Origin of the sequence: Actinomadura citrea (assembly GCF_013409045.1) — a bacterium.
Lineage (GTDB): Bacteria > Actinomycetota > Actinomycetes > Streptosporangiales > Streptosporangiaceae > Spirillospora > Spirillospora citrea.
The window spans coordinates 1,016,952-1,034,575 of record NZ_JACCBT010000001.1; the positions used below are offsets into that span (position 1 = coordinate 1,016,952).

19 protein-coding genes and 1 pseudogene are annotated in these 17,624 nt (G+C 70.9%); 12 read left to right on the plus strand and 8 right to left on the minus strand.

The window, feature by feature from the left end:
• Positions 1–18 precede the first annotated feature (18 nt).
• The 3 genes from BJ999_RS05000 to BJ999_RS05010 all read right to left on the minus strand — a co-directional run bounded on the left by BJ999_RS05000 (position 19) and on the right by BJ999_RS05010 (position 3,851).
• The gene (locus tag BJ999_RS05000) at positions 19–1,536 is read right to left on the minus strand and encodes a DUF5990 family protein (protein WP_179832192.1); all 1,518 of its coding nucleotides are present in this window, start codon (positions 1,534–1,536) and stop codon (positions 19–21) included.
• Positions 1,537–1,879: 343 nt separating this feature from the next.
• A complete protein-coding gene (locus BJ999_RS05005; RefSeq protein ID WP_229810231.1) occupies positions 1,880–2,449 on the minus strand; it encodes a GlcG/HbpS family heme-binding protein in 570 nt (189 codons plus the stop codon).
• Positions 2,450–2,714: 265 nt separating this feature from the next.
• A complete protein-coding gene (locus BJ999_RS05010; protein ID WP_218934941.1) occupies positions 2,715–3,851 on the minus strand; it encodes a serine hydrolase domain-containing protein in 1,137 nt (378 codons plus the stop codon).
• 159 nt (positions 3,852–4,010) lie between these two features.
• On the opposite strand from BJ999_RS05010, the gene BJ999_RS05015 reads away from it, so the two are divergent.
• Entirely contained in the window at positions 4,011–4,454 is a 444-nt protein-coding gene (locus BJ999_RS05015) for a hypothetical protein (protein ID WP_179832193.1), read from the plus strand.
• Between the two features lie 79 nt (positions 4,455–4,533).
• On the opposite strand, the gene BJ999_RS05020 is transcribed toward BJ999_RS05015, so the two are convergent.
• Positions 4,534–5,598 (minus strand): helix-turn-helix transcriptional regulator, encoded by a 1,065-nt coding sequence (locus tag BJ999_RS05020; protein ID WP_179832194.1) that lies wholly within the window; start codon positions 5,596–5,598, stop codon positions 4,534–4,536.
• A gap of 62 nt (positions 5,599–5,660) precedes the next feature.
• On the opposite strand from BJ999_RS05020, the gene BJ999_RS05025 reads away from it, so the two are divergent.
• Positions 5,661–6,812, plus strand: a complete 1,152-nt coding sequence (locus tag BJ999_RS05025) for an epoxide hydrolase family protein (RefSeq protein WP_179832195.1) — start codon at positions 5,661–5,663, stop codon at positions 6,810–6,812.
• Positions 6,813–6,864: 52 nt separating this feature from the next.
• On the opposite strand, the gene BJ999_RS05030 is transcribed toward BJ999_RS05025, so the two are convergent.
• Entirely contained in the window at positions 6,865–8,316 is a 1,452-nt protein-coding gene (locus tag BJ999_RS05030; RefSeq protein ID WP_179832196.1) for an MFS transporter, read from the minus strand.
• A gap of 84 nt (positions 8,317–8,400) precedes the next feature.
• Here BJ999_RS05030 and BJ999_RS05035 point away from each other — a divergent pair, with 84 nt between their 5' ends.
• Positions 8,401–9,066: a TetR/AcrR family transcriptional regulator gene (locus BJ999_RS05035; RefSeq protein WP_179832197.1), complete on the plus strand. Its 666-nt coding sequence runs from the start codon at positions 8,401–8,403 to the stop codon at positions 9,064–9,066.
• Positions 9,067–9,110: 44 nt separating this feature from the next.
• Positions 9,111–9,539, plus strand: coding sequence for a nitroreductase family deazaflavin-dependent oxidoreductase (locus BJ999_RS05040; RefSeq protein WP_179832198.1), 429 nt, complete (start codon positions 9,111–9,113; stop codon positions 9,537–9,539).
• Between the two features lie 90 nt (positions 9,540–9,629).
• Here the strand turns inward: BJ999_RS05040 and BJ999_RS05045 are convergent, their stop codons facing one another.
• Together BJ999_RS05045 and BJ999_RS05050 are read right to left on the minus strand one after the other, a co-directional pair.
• Positions 9,630–9,977 carry a DoxX family protein gene (locus tag BJ999_RS05045; protein ID WP_179832199.1) on the minus strand — a complete coding sequence of 116 codons (348 nt, stop codon included), beginning with the start codon at positions 9,975–9,977 and terminating at the stop codon, positions 9,630–9,632.
• Between the two features lie 179 nt (positions 9,978–10,156).
• Positions 10,157–11,035 carry a sigma-70 family RNA polymerase sigma factor gene (locus tag BJ999_RS05050; protein ID WP_179832200.1) on the minus strand — a complete coding sequence of 293 codons (879 nt, stop codon included), beginning with the start codon at positions 11,033–11,035 and terminating at the stop codon, positions 10,157–10,159.
• Between the two features lie 312 nt (positions 11,036–11,347).
• Between BJ999_RS05050 and BJ999_RS43415 the strand changes: the two are divergent.
• From BJ999_RS43415 to BJ999_RS05085, 8 genes and pseudogenes are all read left to right on the plus strand, one after another.
• A pseudogene (locus BJ999_RS43415) lies at positions 11,348–11,392 on the plus strand (hypothetical protein); the annotation flags it as partial.
• Between the two features lie 6 nt (positions 11,393–11,398).
• Complete coding sequence (locus tag BJ999_RS43420) at positions 11,399–11,521, plus strand: hypothetical protein (RefSeq protein ID WP_338070761.1); 123 nt, start codon at positions 11,399–11,401, stop codon at positions 11,519–11,521.
• Positions 11,522–11,683: 162 nt separating this feature from the next.
• Positions 11,684–12,337, plus strand: a complete 654-nt coding sequence (locus BJ999_RS05060) for a response regulator transcription factor (RefSeq protein ID WP_179832201.1) — start codon at positions 11,684–11,686, stop codon at positions 12,335–12,337.
• A gap of 19 nt (positions 12,338–12,356) precedes the next feature.
• Positions 12,357–13,598, plus strand: coding sequence for a sensor histidine kinase (locus BJ999_RS05065; RefSeq protein WP_218934942.1), 1,242 nt, complete (start codon positions 12,357–12,359; stop codon positions 13,596–13,598).
• Positions 13,599–13,622: 24 nt separating this feature from the next.
• The gene (locus tag BJ999_RS05070; protein WP_179832202.1) at positions 13,623–14,162 is read left to right on the plus strand and encodes a hypothetical protein; all 540 of its coding nucleotides are present in this window, start codon (positions 13,623–13,625) and stop codon (positions 14,160–14,162) included.
• Positions 14,162–15,214: a peptidoglycan-binding protein gene (locus tag BJ999_RS05075; RefSeq protein WP_179832203.1), complete on the plus strand. Its 1,053-nt coding sequence runs from the start codon at positions 14,162–14,164 to the stop codon at positions 15,212–15,214. Before BJ999_RS05070 ends, BJ999_RS05075 begins: the two co-directional genes overlap by 1 nt.
• A complete protein-coding gene (locus BJ999_RS05080; RefSeq protein WP_276530292.1) occupies positions 15,211–15,915 on the plus strand; it encodes an ABC transporter ATP-binding protein in 705 nt (234 codons plus the stop codon). Before BJ999_RS05075 ends, BJ999_RS05080 begins: the two co-directional genes overlap by 4 nt.
• Position 15,916: 1 nt before the next feature.
• Positions 15,917–17,098 (plus strand): ABC transporter permease, encoded by a 1,182-nt coding sequence (locus BJ999_RS05085; protein WP_179832204.1) that lies wholly within the window; start codon positions 15,917–15,919, stop codon positions 17,096–17,098.
• Positions 17,099–17,133: 35 nt separating this feature from the next.
• Here BJ999_RS05085 and BJ999_RS05090 read toward each other — a convergent pair whose 3' ends face one another.
• On the minus strand, positions 17,134–17,622 hold the full coding sequence (locus tag BJ999_RS05090; RefSeq protein WP_179832205.1) for a MarR family winged helix-turn-helix transcriptional regulator: 489 nt from the start codon (positions 17,620–17,622) through the stop codon (positions 17,134–17,136).
• Between the last annotated feature and the right edge of the window lie 2 nt (positions 17,623–17,624).

Consider the following 17,624-nt stretch of genomic DNA (forward strand, 5'->3'; position numbering starts at 1 on the left):
GGCCGACCCTCTCGGACGTCAGCCGACCGGTCCGGCCGACCAGTCGACCAGAGGCGGCCGGACCGTGGAGCACAGCGGACTGCCGTGGGGGTCGGTGAGCCGGAGCCGGGCGACGAGGCGCCCGTACCGCCGAGCGGCTTGGAGGGTGGCGGAGTCGACGGCGTCGAGCATCAGTTTCGCCCGACGGAACGTCGTGAAGGCGCCGCCGTCCACCACACCCCAGGTGAGGTGGATGAACCGGCTCCCCGGTGCGCCCTGGACCTGGGGGCCTTGGATATCGATCCCCATCCGGCCGGAGTCGGTGGTGGCGACCAAGGTCCATGCGGCCGTGGCCGCGTCGCCGGGGTACAGCTCCATTTCTTCGTCAGGGTGCCCGCGTCGCTGGATGCCGACATGGATGTTGCGGTACGGGGGCATGTCGGGGGTCGGCGCCCACTCCCGCCCGGGCAGGTCGGACGCCTCGACGCGGATCTGGATGCCGGCCGGCTCCCCTCGGGATCGACGCGGGCGGCCGACTCCGGTGACCGGCCGCAACACGGCGGCGACCTGGTCGTGGGCGGGGCTGTGGGCGGGCCTGTTGGGCGGCTCGCATGCCTGCAGAGCGGTGCGCCGGTGCACGGGGTCGCGCAGGTCGGGGTCGGCGCCGTGGCGGAGAAGCCGCCGGACGGCCTCGGGCCTGCCGTTGCCCGCGGCGGTGTGCAGGGGCAGCCGTCCCCATTCGGCGTCCGCCTCGTTGATCGGGGTTCCGGCGGCGACGAGCGCGTCGATGACGTCCAGGCGCTGGTGGTCGGCGGCGAACGCCAGCGCGCGCAGCCTGCTCTGCGGGGTGCAGTGCGCCAGCGGCCAGGCGCCGATGTCTCCCGCGGCGGCGGCGGTCTCCAGGTCGTGAACGCGAGCGCCCGCGGCCACCAGGACGTCCAGGACCTCGGTCATCCCGAAGACCGCGGCGTGAACCAGGGCGGTGGCGCCGGGGACGCCTCCGGAGTCGGGGGCCGAGACGGCCTCAAGGTCGGCTCCGGCGGAGACGAGCACGCCGGCGACCTCGGCGTCGCCGTAGCTGGCAGCAGTGATCAACGGGGTCTCGGGGGCGCCGGGGCGCCCGTTGACCGGCGCACCCGCCTCGATCAGGACCCTGGCGACGGCGCCGGTGCCGGGCAGTTCGTCGGGCAGGCCGAGCCGGTCGTGGCTGAAGCGCATCATCGTGACGTAGCCGAGCGGCTCTTCGTGGGCGTGGTCGGCCCAGCGTTCGAGGTGGCTGGTGGCCATTTCCGGATGCAGGGCGAGCAGTTTTGTCAGCCGGGACAGATCCCGGCTGTTGAGCACGTCCCGGCGCTCGACTTCCAGCTTCATTTTCGTCCAGCTGGTGAAACCGTGTTCACGGGCGAGCGCGAGCTGGGCGGAGGCCAGGATGGTCTGGTGCGAGACGGTGTGGATCCGCGCCGTGGCTTCGCAGTCGCCTTGCCGGGCGTCCCGCAGGAGCCTCTTGGCCTGGTGGCGGAGCTGGTCCAGGTCGGGACGGGCCGGCAGATCGCGCATGACGTCTCCCTCGTCACCCCGTGGTCCGCATACGGGGCCGAAGAGATCGTCATCGTCGTGGCCTTGCGTGGAGAGATGGAGGTGGACTCTGTCCTGCCCGCGGACCCGGTGGCGCCCTCCCGCGCTCGATTTCCAGACTACAGGGAACGGTGCCGGTTGTCAGCCCGCCGCTCTGTTCCTGCTATTTCCGTTGGCGCGGTGACTGGCGCGAGAGAACTATTCACAGTTGTGGGAAGATCTCGTTTTCCGCCTTCTCCGGAACGCGTTCGGAGCGAATTGCTTCGGTGTGTCGGGATGAGCGGTCGAACCGGGGCGGAAGACCGCCCCGGTTGGGAAGGCGTGGTCAGCGGCCGATGGCGGCGAGGACGTCGTTGGCGATGGCTTCGTCGATTCTGCCGTCGGGCGCGCCACCGACCCCGATGCCGGCGATGGGGAAGCCCTTGTACTTGACGGGGACGCCGCCGGGCAGGACGAGGGTGCCGGGGATCTGTTTGATCGTTTCGTTTCCGGTCAGGGCGCTGGTGGGCTGGCCGAAGGCCACGGCGGTGTAGGCCTTGCGTTTGGCGGACTCGTAGGTCTGCGGGCCTGACCTGCGAAGGCGCACCACGAGCCGGATGGTGCCGGAGCGTTCCATGATGACCATCGTCACGTGCTGGTCGCCGTGCCGGCGCGCCGAGTGCACCAGGGCCTTGGAGGCCCGGACGAGGGCGCTGTCGGACAGGACCCGCTCCGGCGCCGTGGCCTTACCGTGCCCGCCATGCCCGCCATGCCCGCCGTGTCCCTTGCCGTGCCCGCCGTGGACGGTGACGGCGGCGGACGAGGGCGCGGCGGACGCCGTCCCTGCGACGCCGAAGGTTCCGGCCGCGACGGTGCCCACCACCATGGCGCCGCCCATGAAATGCCTGATCGACATGGCTCTCCCCGATCCTCTGACATGAGGTTACATAGAGTAATCGTTCAGACATGGACGGTAATAGGCTGGAGATCTGAAAACAACCCGGGGTGCGCAGTGTGCCGAGCAACTCTCGGAAAACGAATGACCATGAACTCCCCAAGGCGATCCCGTCGGCGGACCGCGGTGTGAGATCGCGTGGGGGCCGGGCGGCGCCGATGTGGCGGTGCGCGCCTCCGGCGGTTGGGCCGCGCCGCGACCCGGCCGACCTCGCGAGAGACCGAGGCTAGTCGTTGTCGCGGGCGCGGTCGGCCAGGGCCTGGTTCATTTCCAGTTCGCGTTCCTCAAGGTTCCATCGCCCCGCTTGGGAGGCCTGGTTGCTGACCCAATAGACCATGGTGCCGTCGCGCAGGATTCGGCTGTAGCTGGCGAAGGACCAGTCGTTGCCGCCGTTGTGCCAGGCGACCCGGCCATCCTTGGTCTTCAGGACGCCCCAGCCGTATCCGTAGGCGGCCTCGGTACCGGGGATCCGGGCGTGGGGCTCGAACATCCCGGCCTTGGCGGCGGCGTTGAGAATCGTGTCGCCGAGCAGCGCGCGGTGCCACTTGAACATGTCACGGCCGGTGGACAGCATGCCGCCGTTGCCGCGCAGGTACCAGTACGGGCCGTCGGCGGCCCAGGGGTGGTCGAACGGACGGCCCTGGCTCGTGCCGTTCTCGTCGTACTCGACGGCCACCTGTGCACGGGAGAATTCCGGCAGCACATAGCCCGTCCGGGTCATTCCCGCCGGCGCGAACAAGTGAGTCGCCAGGAATCGCTCGTAGCTGGTCCCTGACACCTTTTCGACGATGGCGGCGAGCACGCTGAATCCCGTGTTCGAGTAGTGGAATTCCGCGCCGGGACGGGAGAGCAGCTTGGATTTCAGTGCCTTGTCCAGCATTGCGTCGCGGGAGACGGGCTCGTAGTCGTCACCGAGCCCTTCGGCCAGTCCGGCCGTGTGCGTCAGCAGGTGATGCAGGGTGATGCCACGTTTGTCGGCGGGCACCGGGCCGAGGATCGTGCTGATCCGGTCGGTCGTCCGGAGCCTGCCCATCATCTCCAACTTCATGATCGCGGCCGCCGTGAACTGCTTGGTGATCGACATGACGTCGTACACGGTGTCGCAGGTGGCCGGGGTCCTGGCCGTCCGGTCCGCCAGGCCGAAGCCCTTGCAGTGCGCGAGCTCGCCGTCACGGGCGGCGACCACCGTTCCGCCCGGTCCCGCGGGCAGCGTGCGGTCGAGGTAACGGGCGATCGAACGGTCGACGGGCTCCGCCGCGCTTCGGGCGGCCCTCGGCACGCCCATGGCGTCGCCGCCGCAGCCCGCCAGGGTCAGCGCGGTCGTGAGCGCCATGGCGAAGGAGAGCGGATTGATCCGTTGCATGCGACCTCCAGAGCAGTGTCTCGCGGGGGATGTGCCAGAGGCTGTCCGCGGCAGGCCGCGGTGATCAAGAGGTCAGGCCGTTCGAGCTTGTGCGAGACGCTGTACGGCCTGTTCAGCGTGGGGCATAGTGGGGCGATCGACGAGCATCGGGGTGAGAACGTGACCGCACCGCCACCGTCACCGGACGTGGCCACCGACGAGGCCGAGTTCATCGCCGCGCTGCGCCGGCTCAAGGCCTGGTCGGGCCTCAGCTACCGGCAACTGGAGCGTCGGGCCGCCGAAGCCGGTCGAGTGCTGCCCTACTCCACCGCGTCCACCGCGCTCGGCCGCAAGAGCCTGCCCCGCGAGGAACTGCTGGTCGCCTTCGTCCTGGCGTGCGGGCTGGACGACGACGAGGCGGCGTCCTGGGTGGCCGTCAGGAAGCGCATCGCGGTCGGCGGTCGCGTCACCGCGACCGAGCCGAGGGCGGTCCGGAGGCCGCGATGGCGACCTGCGCTCGGCTGGGCCGCGGTGGCGCTGAGCCTGGCGCTCGCCGGCGGTACGACGCTCACCATGAAGGCGGGCGAAGAGGTCGAGACCGTCCAGGCCGTCGTGGGGAAGTGACCCTGGCCTGAAACGGCAATGTCGAACTCGCGCCGCTAGGACAGGCCGTGGGTTGCCGGGGCGTCCCAATGCGGATCGTTCACTGACGCTGGGCCGGGTTCGCATCACCGCAGCCGCCTTTGCCGCCGCGACTCCTGCTCGCCCGGCCGATGGAGCGCAGGTAGCGTTCGCCCAAGACCGCGAGATGGTCGACGAGACCGGGCGGTCCCGTGACCTCGAAGTCGAGTCCGAGCATGCCGATGTACACCGCGATGGTCTCGAGGCTGTCGGCGCCCGTCACGAGCACGCACTGCTCGTCGCTGACCGACTCGACCACGCCGACGGCGGCATTGATACGCGACACCACCTCCTGAGCGGAGGCGAACACGGTGATCCGGGCGTGCACCTTCCAGCCCGTCGAGGCGACGTCGCGCAGGACGAAGCTCGTGTAGTCGAGCCCGGGCAGCGGGGTCGGGGTGAACACGCGGCGGGTGGGCATGCGCGGGGCGATCCAGTCGACCCGGAACGTCGCCCAGGTGCCGGCCTGCGGATCGCGCCCGACCAGGAACCAGCGGCGCGTCCAGCTGACGAGCCGGTAGGGCTCCACGAGCTTGTGCCCGGACGTCGCCGCCGTGCCCGAGGGCAGCTCGCCCGCCTGGCCGTCGGACCCGGTGGTGTAGTCGAAGCGAAACCACTCGTGGTCGCGGACGGCCGTCGCGATCTGGGCCAGGACAGCCGGGTCGACCTCGGGGTCCTCGACGTTGGAACCGGTGTTCTGCGGCCCCTGCGAGGTGGACTGGTGGATCGCCGCCACCTGGCGGCGCAGCCGGTGCGGCAGCACCTGTTCCAGTTTGGCCAGGGCACGGGCACTGCTGTCGTGGATGCCGCTGATGCCGGTTCCGGCGCGCAGCCCGATCGCGATGGCGACGGCCTCCTCGTCGTCCAGCAGCAGCGGAGGCAGCTTCGTGCCGACGCCGAGCCTGTAGGAACCGGTCGTCCCGCGCGTGGCGTCCACGGGATAGCCGAGCTCGCGCAGCCGCGCGATGTCGTTGCGGATCGTGCGGCTGCTCACGCCGAGACGTTCGGCCAGTTCGGAGCCCGGCCAGGACGGTCGCGACTGCAGCAGCGAGAGCAGGGCGAGCAGCCTCGCCGAAGTGTCCAACATGATCTGCATGATGCCGCATCATTAGGAACGAAGTCTTCCTATATGGGTCCTACCGTGAGGGCATGACAACGACGAAGTCCGCTTCTTCCGAGATCCGCCCCTTCCGCGTCGAGATCGCGCAGGCCGAGCTCGACGACCTCGCCCTGCGACTGGCCAACACCCGGCTGCCCCGTCCCGCCGCGGTCGACAACTGGGACCTCGGCACGCCGAACGGCTACCTGCGCGAGACCGTCGACTACTGGCGCGACAGCTTCGACTGGCGGCGGCAGGAGGAGCGGATGAACGAGTTCCCGCACTACCTCACCGACATCGACGGCCAGAACGTCCACTTCGTCCACGTGCCCTCCGCCGAGCCGGACGCCACCCCCCTGCTGCTCATCCACACCTACCCCGGCTCGTTCGTGGACTTCCTCGACATGATCGGCCCGCTCACCGATCCCGTCGCGCACGGCGGGCGGGCCGAGGACGCGTTCTCCGTGGTCGTCCCCTCGATCCCCGGCTTCGGCTTCAGCACCCCGCTGTCCGGCGGGGACTGGACGATGGCGCGGGTCGCCCGCACCTTCGACGCCCTCATGCGCCGACTCGGCTACGAGACCTACGGCTCGCACGGCAGCGACGCCGGCACCATGGTCTCCAGGGAGCTGGGACTGCTCAAGCCGCCCGGATACCTCGGCATGCACGTGCTGCAGCTGTTCTCCTTCCCCTCGGGCGACCCGGCCGAGTTCGCCGGCTTCGGGCCCAAGGAGTACGCGGCGCTGGAGCATATGCAGTGGTTCCAGTCGGTCGGCGGCTACAACGCGATCAACGCCTCCCGGCCGCAGACCGTCGCGGTCGGCATCGCGGACTCGCCGGTCGGCCAGCTGGCCTGGAGCGAGCTGTTCAACTCCTTCGGCAACGGCACGAGCCTGGTGACCCGCGACCAGATCCTCACCCAGGTCACGCTGTACTGGCTCACCAACACCCAGGCCACCGCGGGCCGCTATCACTACGCCGAGGCGCACTCCGGCGCCGAACCGGCCATCAACACCGCGCCGACCGGCGTCGCGGTCTTCGCCGACGACTTCCAGACCATCCGCTCCCTCGCCGAACGCGACAACACCAACATCGTGCACTGGAGCGAGTTCCCCACCGGGGGCCACTTCGCCTCCCTGGAGGTCCCCGACGCGGTGACCGCCGACCTGCGCACCTTCTTCGCGGCGCTGCGAAAGGGCTAGACGTCCGGACATCGGGCGGCCGGTGCCCTCGGCCGCCCGATGAAGGGTGCGTTCAGGAGACCGGCTCCAGGGCCTCCTCGGTGACCGGGGCCGACGAGGCCGTGGGACGTACCCTGCGCAGGGCATAGAGGCTCAGCGGAACACCGAGCGCGGTCGCCGCGGCGGCGATGAGCAGGGTGAACTGGTAGGCGTCGAGGAAGGCGGCCGGTGCCGCCGTGCCGTGCTCCACGTGCGAGGACTGCCGGCTGTTGAGGACGGCCCCGAGGACCGTGATCCCGAGCAGGCCGAAGATCTCGCGGGAGACGTTGAACATGCCGGAGGCGATGCCCGAGCGGCTCGTCGGCAGCGCGCCGAGGACCATGTCGGTGAGCGGGATCAGCAGGCCGCCGCCGATGCCGTACAGCAGGAACCAGGGGAGCAGGTCGAGATAGCCGTCGCCCGCGCCGACCGTGGAGATGAAGCCGATCGCGACGGCCATGAGGCCGAGGCCCGTGGCCACGGTGGCGGCGGCCCCGAACCGCGCCGCGACGCGCGCGGACAGGGCGCCGGCCATCACCGCCATGCACAGCGCCATAGGGACGAACGCCGCACCCGCCTCGGTGGGGCTGAAGCCCAGGGAGTTCTGCAGGTAGAGGGCGGTGAAGAAGTAGATGCCGAAGGTCCCGAACGACCACAGGCCCATGGCGACCAGGCCGCCGCTGAAGACGCGCACGCGGAAGAGCGACAGGTCGATCATCGGGTGGGCGGTGCGCGCCTCGACGAGGAGGAAGGCGAGGGCGGCGAGGGCGGCGAGGCCGAACGTGCCGAGGATCACCGCCGAGGTCCAGCCGCGGGACTCGCCCTCGATGAGGGCGTAGGTGAGGGCGAACAGCGCGGCGGAGGAAGCGGCCAGGCCGCCGAAGTCCAGCCGGCGCAGCGAGCCGCCGGTAGCGTCCGCCGTCCGGATGCTCACCAGCGCGACCACCGCCGTCACGATCCCGAACGGCACGTTGATCAGGAAGATCCAGCCCCAGTCCGCGTTCTCGCTGAGGACGCCGCCGGTGTACGGGCCGACCGCCAGCGCGAGCGCGCCGACGCCGCCCCAGATGCCGATCGCGGTGGCGCGCTCCCGGCGGTCGGGGAAGAGCTTCGGCAGCAGGGCCAGGGAGGCGGGGGTCAGGAGCGCCGCGCCCACCCCCTGGACGGCGCGGGCGATGATCAGCGCCTCCTGGCTGCCGGCGAGGCCGGCGGCCAGTGACGCGACCGTGAAGATGCCGAGCCCGGTGAAGAACGTGCGGCGGGAACCGAAGACGTCGGCGAGCCGGCCGCCGACCAGCAGCAGTCCCGCGAACACCAGGATGTAGCCGCTGACGACCCACTCCAGCCCGGAGATCGTGAGCCCCAGGTCGCGCTGGATCGACGGCAGCGCGACGTTGACGACGTTGTTGTCCAGATAGGTCATGAAGGTCGCGAGCGCGACGGCGGCCAGCGCCGTCCAGCGCCGGGACCCGGGTGTGTCGGTCATGGGCGGTCCTCGTCCTTGTACGGTGTACTTGTACGGCGTACATCTACGTTGTACAGGAGAGCTTGTACGGCGTAGGGTTGTCAAGTGGCCCCTGAGAAACTCACGAGAGCGGCCGTGCTGGACCGGGCGCTCAAGCTCGCCGACGCCGACGGGCTCGACACCGTCACCATCCGGCGGCTCGCCCAGGAGCTCGGCGTCACCCCGATGGCCCTGTACTGGCACTTCAAGAACAAGGAACAGCTGCTCGTCGGCATGCTCGACGCGGTGTTCGGCCAGGTCACCGCTGACATCGATCCGGCCGAGCCGTGGCAGCGCCGGCTGCGGATCATGATCGAGGCGCTGACCGCGGAGTTTCGCCGGCACCCGTGGATCTCCGAGATCTCGCAGACCACGGACAAGAACGCCTCCGAGAACTTCCTGCGCGCGACCGACGTCGCCCTGGAGCTGCTGGGCGAGGCGGGGTTCCCGGTGGATCGAGGTTTCCAGATCGCCACCCACCTGCTCGGCGGGGTCGTCAACCTGATCGCGACCCAGCCGTCCGGCACCGGGAGCGGCTGCGCCGACACGGCCGGCCTCCGGCGGGACAAGCGCCTGGCGCTCGAGACCGCGGCGGCCGGCCGGTACCCCCGCCTGGAGGAGTACGCGCGGACGCTCGAACACGAACCCGACGTGGAGGCCTACTTCTCCTTCGGGCTCGACCTGCTCCTGAGCGGTGTGGAAAGGATGGCCGAATCCGCCGGCGACCCCTGAGCCGGGCGGGAATGGGAGCGGCTCGGGGGACGTTCGTCGTGGACATGTCAGACGACGTTGAGTTCAGTCCCGCCGACTGGGTGCGGGACCAGACGAAGAAGATCCTTGAAACGGGGACCACCGAGGGGATCGACATCCTCGGCTCGCCGATCGTGCTCCTGACGTTGCGCGGTGCGAAGACGGGCAAACTGCGCTACACCCCGGTGATGCGGGTGGAGCACGGCGGCAGTTACGCGGTGGTGGCGTCCAAGGGCGGCGCTCCCGAGCATCCCACCTGGTATCACAACATCAAGGCGCACCCCGAGTTCTCGCTGCAGGACGGGACCGTCACGAAGACCTACGTCGCGCGCGAGGTCGACGGCGCCGAGCGGGCCGCATGGTGGGAGCGGGCCGTCGCGGCCTACCCGCCCTACGCCGAGTACCAGGAGAAGACCGACAGGCAGATCCCGGTGTTCGTGCTCGACCCGAAATGACGACTCGCCGCCGCGCGCTCCGATTGTCAGAGCGTGCGGCGGCGTCTCCCTCGTTCCCGCCGACGGGTCGGCGGGAACGGGTGCCCGATGTCAGGCGGCCGTTGCCAGGGCGACGGCGGCCGCGACGGGCACCAGGTAGAGCAGCGGGTACGGGATGTGGGAGAAGGAGCGGGCCCGGACGATGGTGACGACCGCGCCGAGGAAGTAGAGCACGAGGGCGATGCCGGCGGCGAGGCCGATCACCGGGACGGCCAGGCCGATCAGCAGGCCGACCGCGCCCGCGGCCTTGGCCGCACCGAGCGGGGTCCACCACGAGCGGGGGACGCCGTACTCGGTCAGCGGCTCCACGACCCACGAGGCGCGGGTGAGGAGTGAGTAGGCCGAGAAGCCGACCCAGGCGGCGGCCAGGACCGTGACGATGACGTGGGCTGTGGACATGGGTGTCGCTCCTACTGTGGTGCCGGGGCCGCGGGGCCCGGCGGGAGGGTCGGTCACTGCCCTGACACGGCGCACGAGACGGATGTGACGGCCAGGTCTGTGTGACGCGCGTCACGACCACAGGAAGCGTTCGCCCGGGCGGCGGAACGGGGGTCCGCCGCCCGGGCTCCCGGCAGGCGTCAGTCGAGGACGCCCAGGTCGACCCGGTCGAGCCGGTCGGGTTCGGCGATGACGTCGATCGCGGTGATGAGGCCGTCCACGATGGTGAAGGCCAGCACCACGCGCAGGCGGCCGCCTGGGGCCATCGCCAGGCCCACCGCCCCGTCGATGAGGGCGGTGCCGGTGAACCGGGCCCGCTGGACGGCGGCCATCGCGCCCCTGGCCACGGGTTCGGCTCCGGAGACCGTGACGGGCTCGGGAGTGGGGATGACGGCCTTGTCGGCGCGGAGCACCACATCGGGGTGGAGCAGGGTGACCAGCCCCTCGAAGTCTCCGCTCCGGGTGGCCGCCAGGAACGCCTCGACGATCCGGCGCTGCCGGTCCAGATCCGCGCCGGGCGCCGGGGCGCCCCGGACCCGGCGGCGCGCGCGGCTGGCCAGCTGCCGCGTCGCGTCCGTCGAGCGGTCCAGCATGGCGGCGATCTGCTCGAACGGCACCGCGAACATGTCGTGCAGGACGAACGCGAGCCGTTCGGCGGGTGTCAGAGTGTCCAGCACCACCAGCAGCGCGACCCCGACCGAGTCGGCCATGACCGCTTCCTGCTCGGGGCCCGCGACCGAGGCGGAATCCGGCACCGGCTCGGCCCCCTGGACGTCCAGTGGCTCCTCCCTGCGGTGCTCACGGGAGCGCAGCATGTTCAGGCACACCCGCGCCACCACCGTGGTGAGCCACCCCGCGAGGTTCTGCACTTCACTGGTATCGGCCCGGCTGGCGCGCAGCCAGGCGTCCTGCAGCGCGTCATCGGCCTCGCTCAGCGAGCCGAGCATCCGGTAGGCCACTGAGCGCAGATGCGGCCGGTGTTCGGCGAACCGGTCGGCCAGCCAGTCGTTACCGTTCATCCGTCCCATTATCCGGCCCGTAGGAGCCGGAACAGCAGGTCAACCGACGCAGACCACATCATCACGGACTGACCCAGCCGGGCGCCGCCGGCCCGCAGGGCAGGTTCGACGCGGGTCCCTACGGCCCGGACCCCTACATGACGCTCGGGCGGGACGCCGGCCAGGTCGTCGGCGGCCCACACCCGTCGCGCTGGCCGACCCCGCGCTGCCGCCGTCCTGATCTTCCCCGCGCCCCGCCGCGACCTTGCCCGCGGCCCGGACGGCGCACTGCCCGACCTGCTCGGCTCCACCAGGGCCAGGCTCCCGCGCTGCATCGCCGCCGCCTGCACCACCAGCGAACTCGCCCGCCGGACCGGCACCTCCATGTCGACCGCCAGCGCACACGCCCAGGTGCTGCACCGCGCCGGGCTGATCACCGGCAGCCGGCACGGCAACAAGGTCATCCATCAGATCACCCGCCTCGGCGGCGAACTGAGCCGCCGCTAGTCGTCCTCGGTCATGATCTTGGTGCCGGTCGGGGTGACGGGGTGGCCTGCCGCCGAGGGATTGCGTGCGCCGCCTCGGGGGAATGGTGTGACGGCCGTGTGACCTGTCGCGCCGTACGCTGGCGTTCTGGATCGGGGGCGGACGCAGGCTGTCGGGAGAGTGATGAGGGTCCTGGTGGTCGAGGATCAGGTGCGGCTCGCCGATTCGGTGGCGCGGGTTCTGCGACGCGAGGGCATGGCCGTCGACGTGGCGTACGACGGGACGGCGGCGCTCGATCTGACCGGCGAGGTCGACTATGACGTCGTGGTCCTCGACCGGGATCTGCCGGGTGCGCCCGGCGACGAGGTGTGCCGTCGGCTGAGGCGGGAACCGACGCGCACGCGGGTGCTCATGTTGACCGCGGCCGGGACCCTCGCCGACCGGGTGCAGGGTCTCACCATCGGCGCGGACGACTACCTGCCGAAGCCGTTCGCCTATCCGGAGCTGGTGGCGCGCATCCGGGCGCTCGGCCGGCGTTCCCAACCCGCCGTGCCGCCGGTGCTGGTGCGCGGTGACCTGGCATTGGACCCGGCCCAGCGGGTCGTCACGCGGGCTGGGACGCGGCTGGTGCTCAACCCCAAGGAGCTGGCCGTCCTGGAATACCTGCTCGCCGCGCAGGGCCGGGTGGTCTCCGCCGAGGAGCTCCTGGAACGGGTCTGGGACCGGGCCACCGATCCGTTCACGACGACGGTGAAGGCCACCATGAACCGGCTCCGGTCGAAGCTCGGTGAGCCGCCCGTGATCGAGACCGTTCCCCGGACCGGGTACCGGATCTGAGCCGAAGAGGGGAATTCCCGTGGGCCTGCTGTCCCAGATCTCCGGCATGCGAGTCCGGCTGCGGCTCACCCTTGTGTACGGCGTGCTCTTCCTGCTCTCCGGCGCCGTCCTGCTGGCCATCACCTATCTCCTGGTGGCGCACAGCAGGACGAACGTCGCGATGTCGACGCACAGCACGTCGCGGTTCGGTGGGCAGCAGAGCGTCAGCGTCTTCCTGGGGAAGACCTTGCCCGCGGACGTCCGGATGCCCGAGGCGGAGCGTCGCATCACGGAGGCGGTCCAGGAGCAGGCCGTCCAGCAGCAGGAGGCGATCATGCACCAGCTGCTCGTGCAGTCCTGCGTGGCGCTCGCCCTCATGTCGATCATTGCGGCCGCGCTCGGCTGGCTGGTGGCCGGGCGGGTGCTGCGGCCGCTGCAGACCATGACCGACAGCATCCAATCCATCTCGGCGCGAAACCTGCACGAGCGGCTGGCCGTCGCCGGACCGCGCGATGAGCTCAAGAATCTCGCGGACACCGTCGACGGTCTGCTCGGCCGGTTGGACGCCGCGCTCGACTCGCACAAGAGATTCGTCGCCAACGCCGCGCACGAGTTGCGCACTCCGCTGACGCTGGAGCATGCCCTGCTGGAAGAGGCCGTCATCGACCCGGACACGACGGTGGAGTCGTTCCGGGCGCAGTTCGAGGAACTGATGGTCGTCAACGAGCAGCAGGCCCGGCTCCTGGAGTCGCTGCTCGTGCTCGCGACCAGCGAGCGCGGTTTGGACCGTCCGGAGAACGTCGACCTGTCCGGGCTGACCGGCGACGTGCTGCGGGCCGCCGAGCCGGAGGCGCGACGACGGGACCTGGTCGTCGCGGCGGAGGTCCGGCCCGTGCGGGTCACCGGCGATCCCATCCTCGTCGAGCGTCTGGTGGCCAATCTGGTCGACAACGCGATGAGTTACAACGTCCCCGGCGGGCGGGTGGACGTGGCGACGGGCACGGAGGGCGCGCGCTCCTTCCTGTCGGTGACCAACACCGGGCCGCCCGTCCCGGCGGAGATGGTGGACCGGCTGCTCAGCCCGTTCCAGCGGCTCGACCGAACGGCCGACGACGGTCACCACGGCCTCGGGTTGTCCATCGTCCAGTCGATCGCCGCGGTCCACTCGGCGGACCTTACCGTGCGTGCCCGGCCGGACGGCGGTCTCGCGATCAGGGTGCTCTTTCCGGCTGAAGAAATGCCGAGCAAGAGCGGTCAGACGATTTCTGTGCCCGTCGTGTGACCGGTCGAAGCGTAGAAATGACGCATGTCGATGAAAACGATGCTGCGGACCATTTCTGCGATCGCTCTGGTGCTCACCGTGGGAACGGCGGGCTGCGCCGGTCATGACGACCCGAAGGTGGCGACCGCCGGCTCCGGCGCGCCCAAGGCCGGCGAGGGCGCGACGGCCGGTGGCCCTGACTCCGAACTGAAGTACTCGCAGTGCATGCGCGAGCAGGGTCTCCCGTGGTTCCCCGACCCGGGGCCCGACGGAAGCTTGGGGGTACGCGTCCCCAGCGGCACCGACGAGAACAAACTCGCCAAGGCGCAGGAGGCGTGCAAGGCGTACGCTCCCGGCGCGAACCAGAATGGCAAGATCAGCGCGGACGACCTCAACAAGATTCGGCGGATGTCGCAGTGCATTCGGGACCGCGGATTTCCGAAGTACCCCGACCCCGACCCGAAGGGCGGCATACGGGTCGACCAGAGAACGCTCGGTGTGGAGCCCGGCGACCCGGCATTCCAGAAGGCGATGAAGGAATGCCGGAAGTACCTGCCGCCGCGGAAGGGCGAGGGCGCCGCCTGATGGATGCACGACGCACTGCGGGCGTGGCCGCCGGCGTGCTCGCGGTCGGCGCCGTGGCCGCCGCGATCACGGCCTTCAACCTGGCGGGCGCCGAGGACGGCCCCACGCCCGTCGACAGGACGCCGGTGTCCACCGCCGACATCACCCGGCAGACGCTGATCGACCGGGAGAACCACGACGGCACGCTCGGCCACGGCGACGCCACAACGGTCTCCTCACGCGGCAGGGGCACCGTGACCGGGTTGCCCGCCGAAGGTGCGACGGTCACCCGCGGAAAGGCGATCTTCCACCTCGACGACAGGCCGGTCACCCTGCTTTATGGCCCGCTCCCCGCCTATCGCAGGCTCTCAACGGGCGTCAAGGGCGCGGACGTCGAGCAGTTCGAGCGGAACCTCCGGGCGCTCGGCTACCGGGGCTTCACCGTCGACACCACCTTCGGCTCCTCGACCGCTGCCGCGGTCAGGGACTGGCAGGAGGACCTTGACCTCACCGAGACGGGCTCGGTCGATCCCGGCCAGATCGTGTACGCCGCCGGCGCGGTGCGTGTGGACGCACTGAGTACGCAGGTGGGGGCCATGGTCGGGCCCGGCACCGCCGTGGAGAGGGTCACCGGCACCTCTCCGCTGGCCACGGTCGGGCTCGACACGAATTCGGGTCGGCTCGCCAAGCGGGGTACCGGGGTGCGGGTCACGCTCCCCGACGGGAAGGTCGCCCCAGGCAAGATCATCAAGGCCGTCGCGGTCGTGAGCCCAGGCGAGAACGGTGAGGCGGACACCACGAAGATCCAGGTGACGATCCGTTTCACGTCGGTGGTCAGGAGCATGGGCACGGCCGCCGTCACCGTCGCCTTCACCGCGGGTGAGCGGCCGAACGTCCTGGCCGTTCCGGTGGCCGCGCTGCTAGCGCTCGCCGAGGGCGGCTACGGGGTGCAGATCGTCGACGCAGGCGCGACGCGGATCGTGGCGGTGGAGACCGGGCTCTTCGCCGACGGCAGGGTGGAGATCACGGGGAACGGGCTGCGGGCCGGCATGAAGGTGGCGATGCCGTCGTGAATCCCCCCGAAAGCGCCGCGACCACCCCGGACGCCTCCGCCGGCCGCCCGGTGATCGAGCTCGCCGGCGTCACCAAGACCTACCCGGGCGGGGTCTTCGCACTGCGCTCGGTCGACCTGGTCGTCGACTACGGCGAGTTGCTGGCGATCGTCGGGCCGTCGGGGTCCGGCAAGTCCACGATGCTGAACCTGATCGGCACGCTGGACCGGGCGTCGCGGGGCACCGTGCGGATCGACGGCCACGACGTGGCGTCGCTGCCCGATCGGCAGCTGTCCGCGCTGCGCGCCCGGCGTATCGGCTTCGTCTTCCAGCAGTTCCACCTCGCGCCGGGGCGGGACGCGTTGGGCAACGTCGCCGACGGCCTGCTCTACACCGGCGTCGGCAGACCGGAACGCGAGCGGAGCGCCGAGGCCGCGCTGGTGCGGGTCGGCCTGGGCGACCGGCTCACCCACCGGCCCCACCAGCTCTCCGGCGGCGAGCGCCAGCGCGTGGCCATCGCCCGCGCGGTCGCGGGCGACCCGCCGCTGCTGCTCGCGGACGAGCCGACGGGAAACCTCGACTCGGTCTCCGGAGCCGGGGTGGTGGCATTGCTGCGCGAGCTGAACGAGGCGGGTACGACGATCTTGGTCATCACGCACGACCGCGAGGTCGCCGGCGGCCTGCCGCGGCAGGTGCCGATGCGCGACGGGCGGGTGATCTGAGATGTCGCCGCGGCCCGCGCGGCTGCACCCGTCGGACCTGGCCCGGCTCGGCGGATACGGCCTGCGCTCGCGCCCGCTGCGTGCGGTGCTGTCGGCGCTGGGCATCGCGATCGGCATCGCGGCGATGACCGCGGTGGTCGGCATCTCCGCCTCCAGCGGCGCCGATCTGGACCGGCGACTCGCGGAGCTCGGCACCGACATGCTGACCGTGTCGCCCGGCAACACGATGCTCGGCGAGCAGGCCACGCTGCCCGACGAGTCGGTTGCGATGATCAAACGGATCGGCCCGGTGCGGTCGGCCACCACGACCGGCGTGCTCAGTGAGACCTACGTCTACCGCACCGACCGGGTCCCGGCGGCGCAGTCCAGCGGCCTGTCCGTGCTCGCGGCCAGGCTCGACCTGCTCACGACGGTCGGCGCCGCACTCGACCACGGTTCCTGGCTCAACGCGGCGACCGACCGGTATCCGGCGGTGGTGCTCGGTGCGACGGCGGCCGAGCGGCTCGGGAACGTGCCCGCCGTCTACATCGGCGGCCGGTGGTGGGTCGTGGTCGGGGTGCTGCGGAAGGCGCCGCTCGCACCGGAACTCGACTCGGCGGTACTCATGGGCTGGCCCGCGGCCACGACGTACCTGGGCTTCAACGGGCACCCGACGACGGTCTACACGCGGTCGGTGGAATCGCAGGTGGAGGCGGTGCGTGCGGTGCTCGCACCTACGGCCAATCCGTCGGCGCCGAACGAGGTACAGGTGTCGAAGCCGTCCGACGCGCTTGCCGCGCGCCGCGCCACCAACGCGACCTTCACCGCACTGCTGATCGGATTGGGCGCGGTCGCGCTGCTCGTGGGCGGGATCGGCGTCGCCAACACGATGGTGATCTCGGTGCTGGAAAGACGCACGGAGATCGGCCTGCGCAGATCGCTGGGCGCCACGAAGGGCCAGGTCCGTACGCAGTTCCTCGCAGAGTCGCTACTCCTGTCGCTGCTCGGCGGCGCGGGCGGAGCGCTGCTCGGCTATCTGGTGACCGGGACCTACGCCACGGCGCGGACGTGGCCCACGGTCATGCCGCTGTGGGTCCTCGCCGGCGGCATCGGCGCGACCGTGCTGATCGGTGCGATCGCGGGCCTGTACCCGGCGATCCGCGCAGCCCGCCTGGCACCCACGGAGGCCTTGGCGGTGACCTGACACGCTGTTTCGGAGTGGCCGGAGCCGCCGGCGGTTCAGGGACGGGGTGGCCGGTGTGCCTCGTCTGGGGCCTCCACCTTCCAGGCGATGTGCTCCAGGGTGGTGAGGTCTTCCGGTGCGAGGCGGTCGATGAAGTGGCGGCGCACCGATTCCAGGTGCGCGGGGGCGGCGTCCACCAGAGTGTCCAGGCCGTGTTCGGTGAGGACGAGGAGGCAGCCCCTTCCGTCGGCCGGGTCGGGGGCGCGCCGGATGAGGCCGCGCGCCTCCATGCGGGTGGCGTGCCGGGAGAGCCGGCTGCGTGACCAGCCCATCTTCGCGGCCTGCTCGTGCAGGGTGCCGGCGTGGTCCGGGCGTTCCGACAGCGTGCTGAGCACCTCGTAGTCGGGCTCGGAGAGGCCGACCCGGGAGAGGTCGCGCGCGGTGCCGGTCTGGACGGCGACCACCATGCGGCGGAAGGCCCGCCACGCCCGTTCCTCGTCCGCGCCCAGCCAGCGCACGGGCTCGTCCGACGGTTTCTTTGACATGT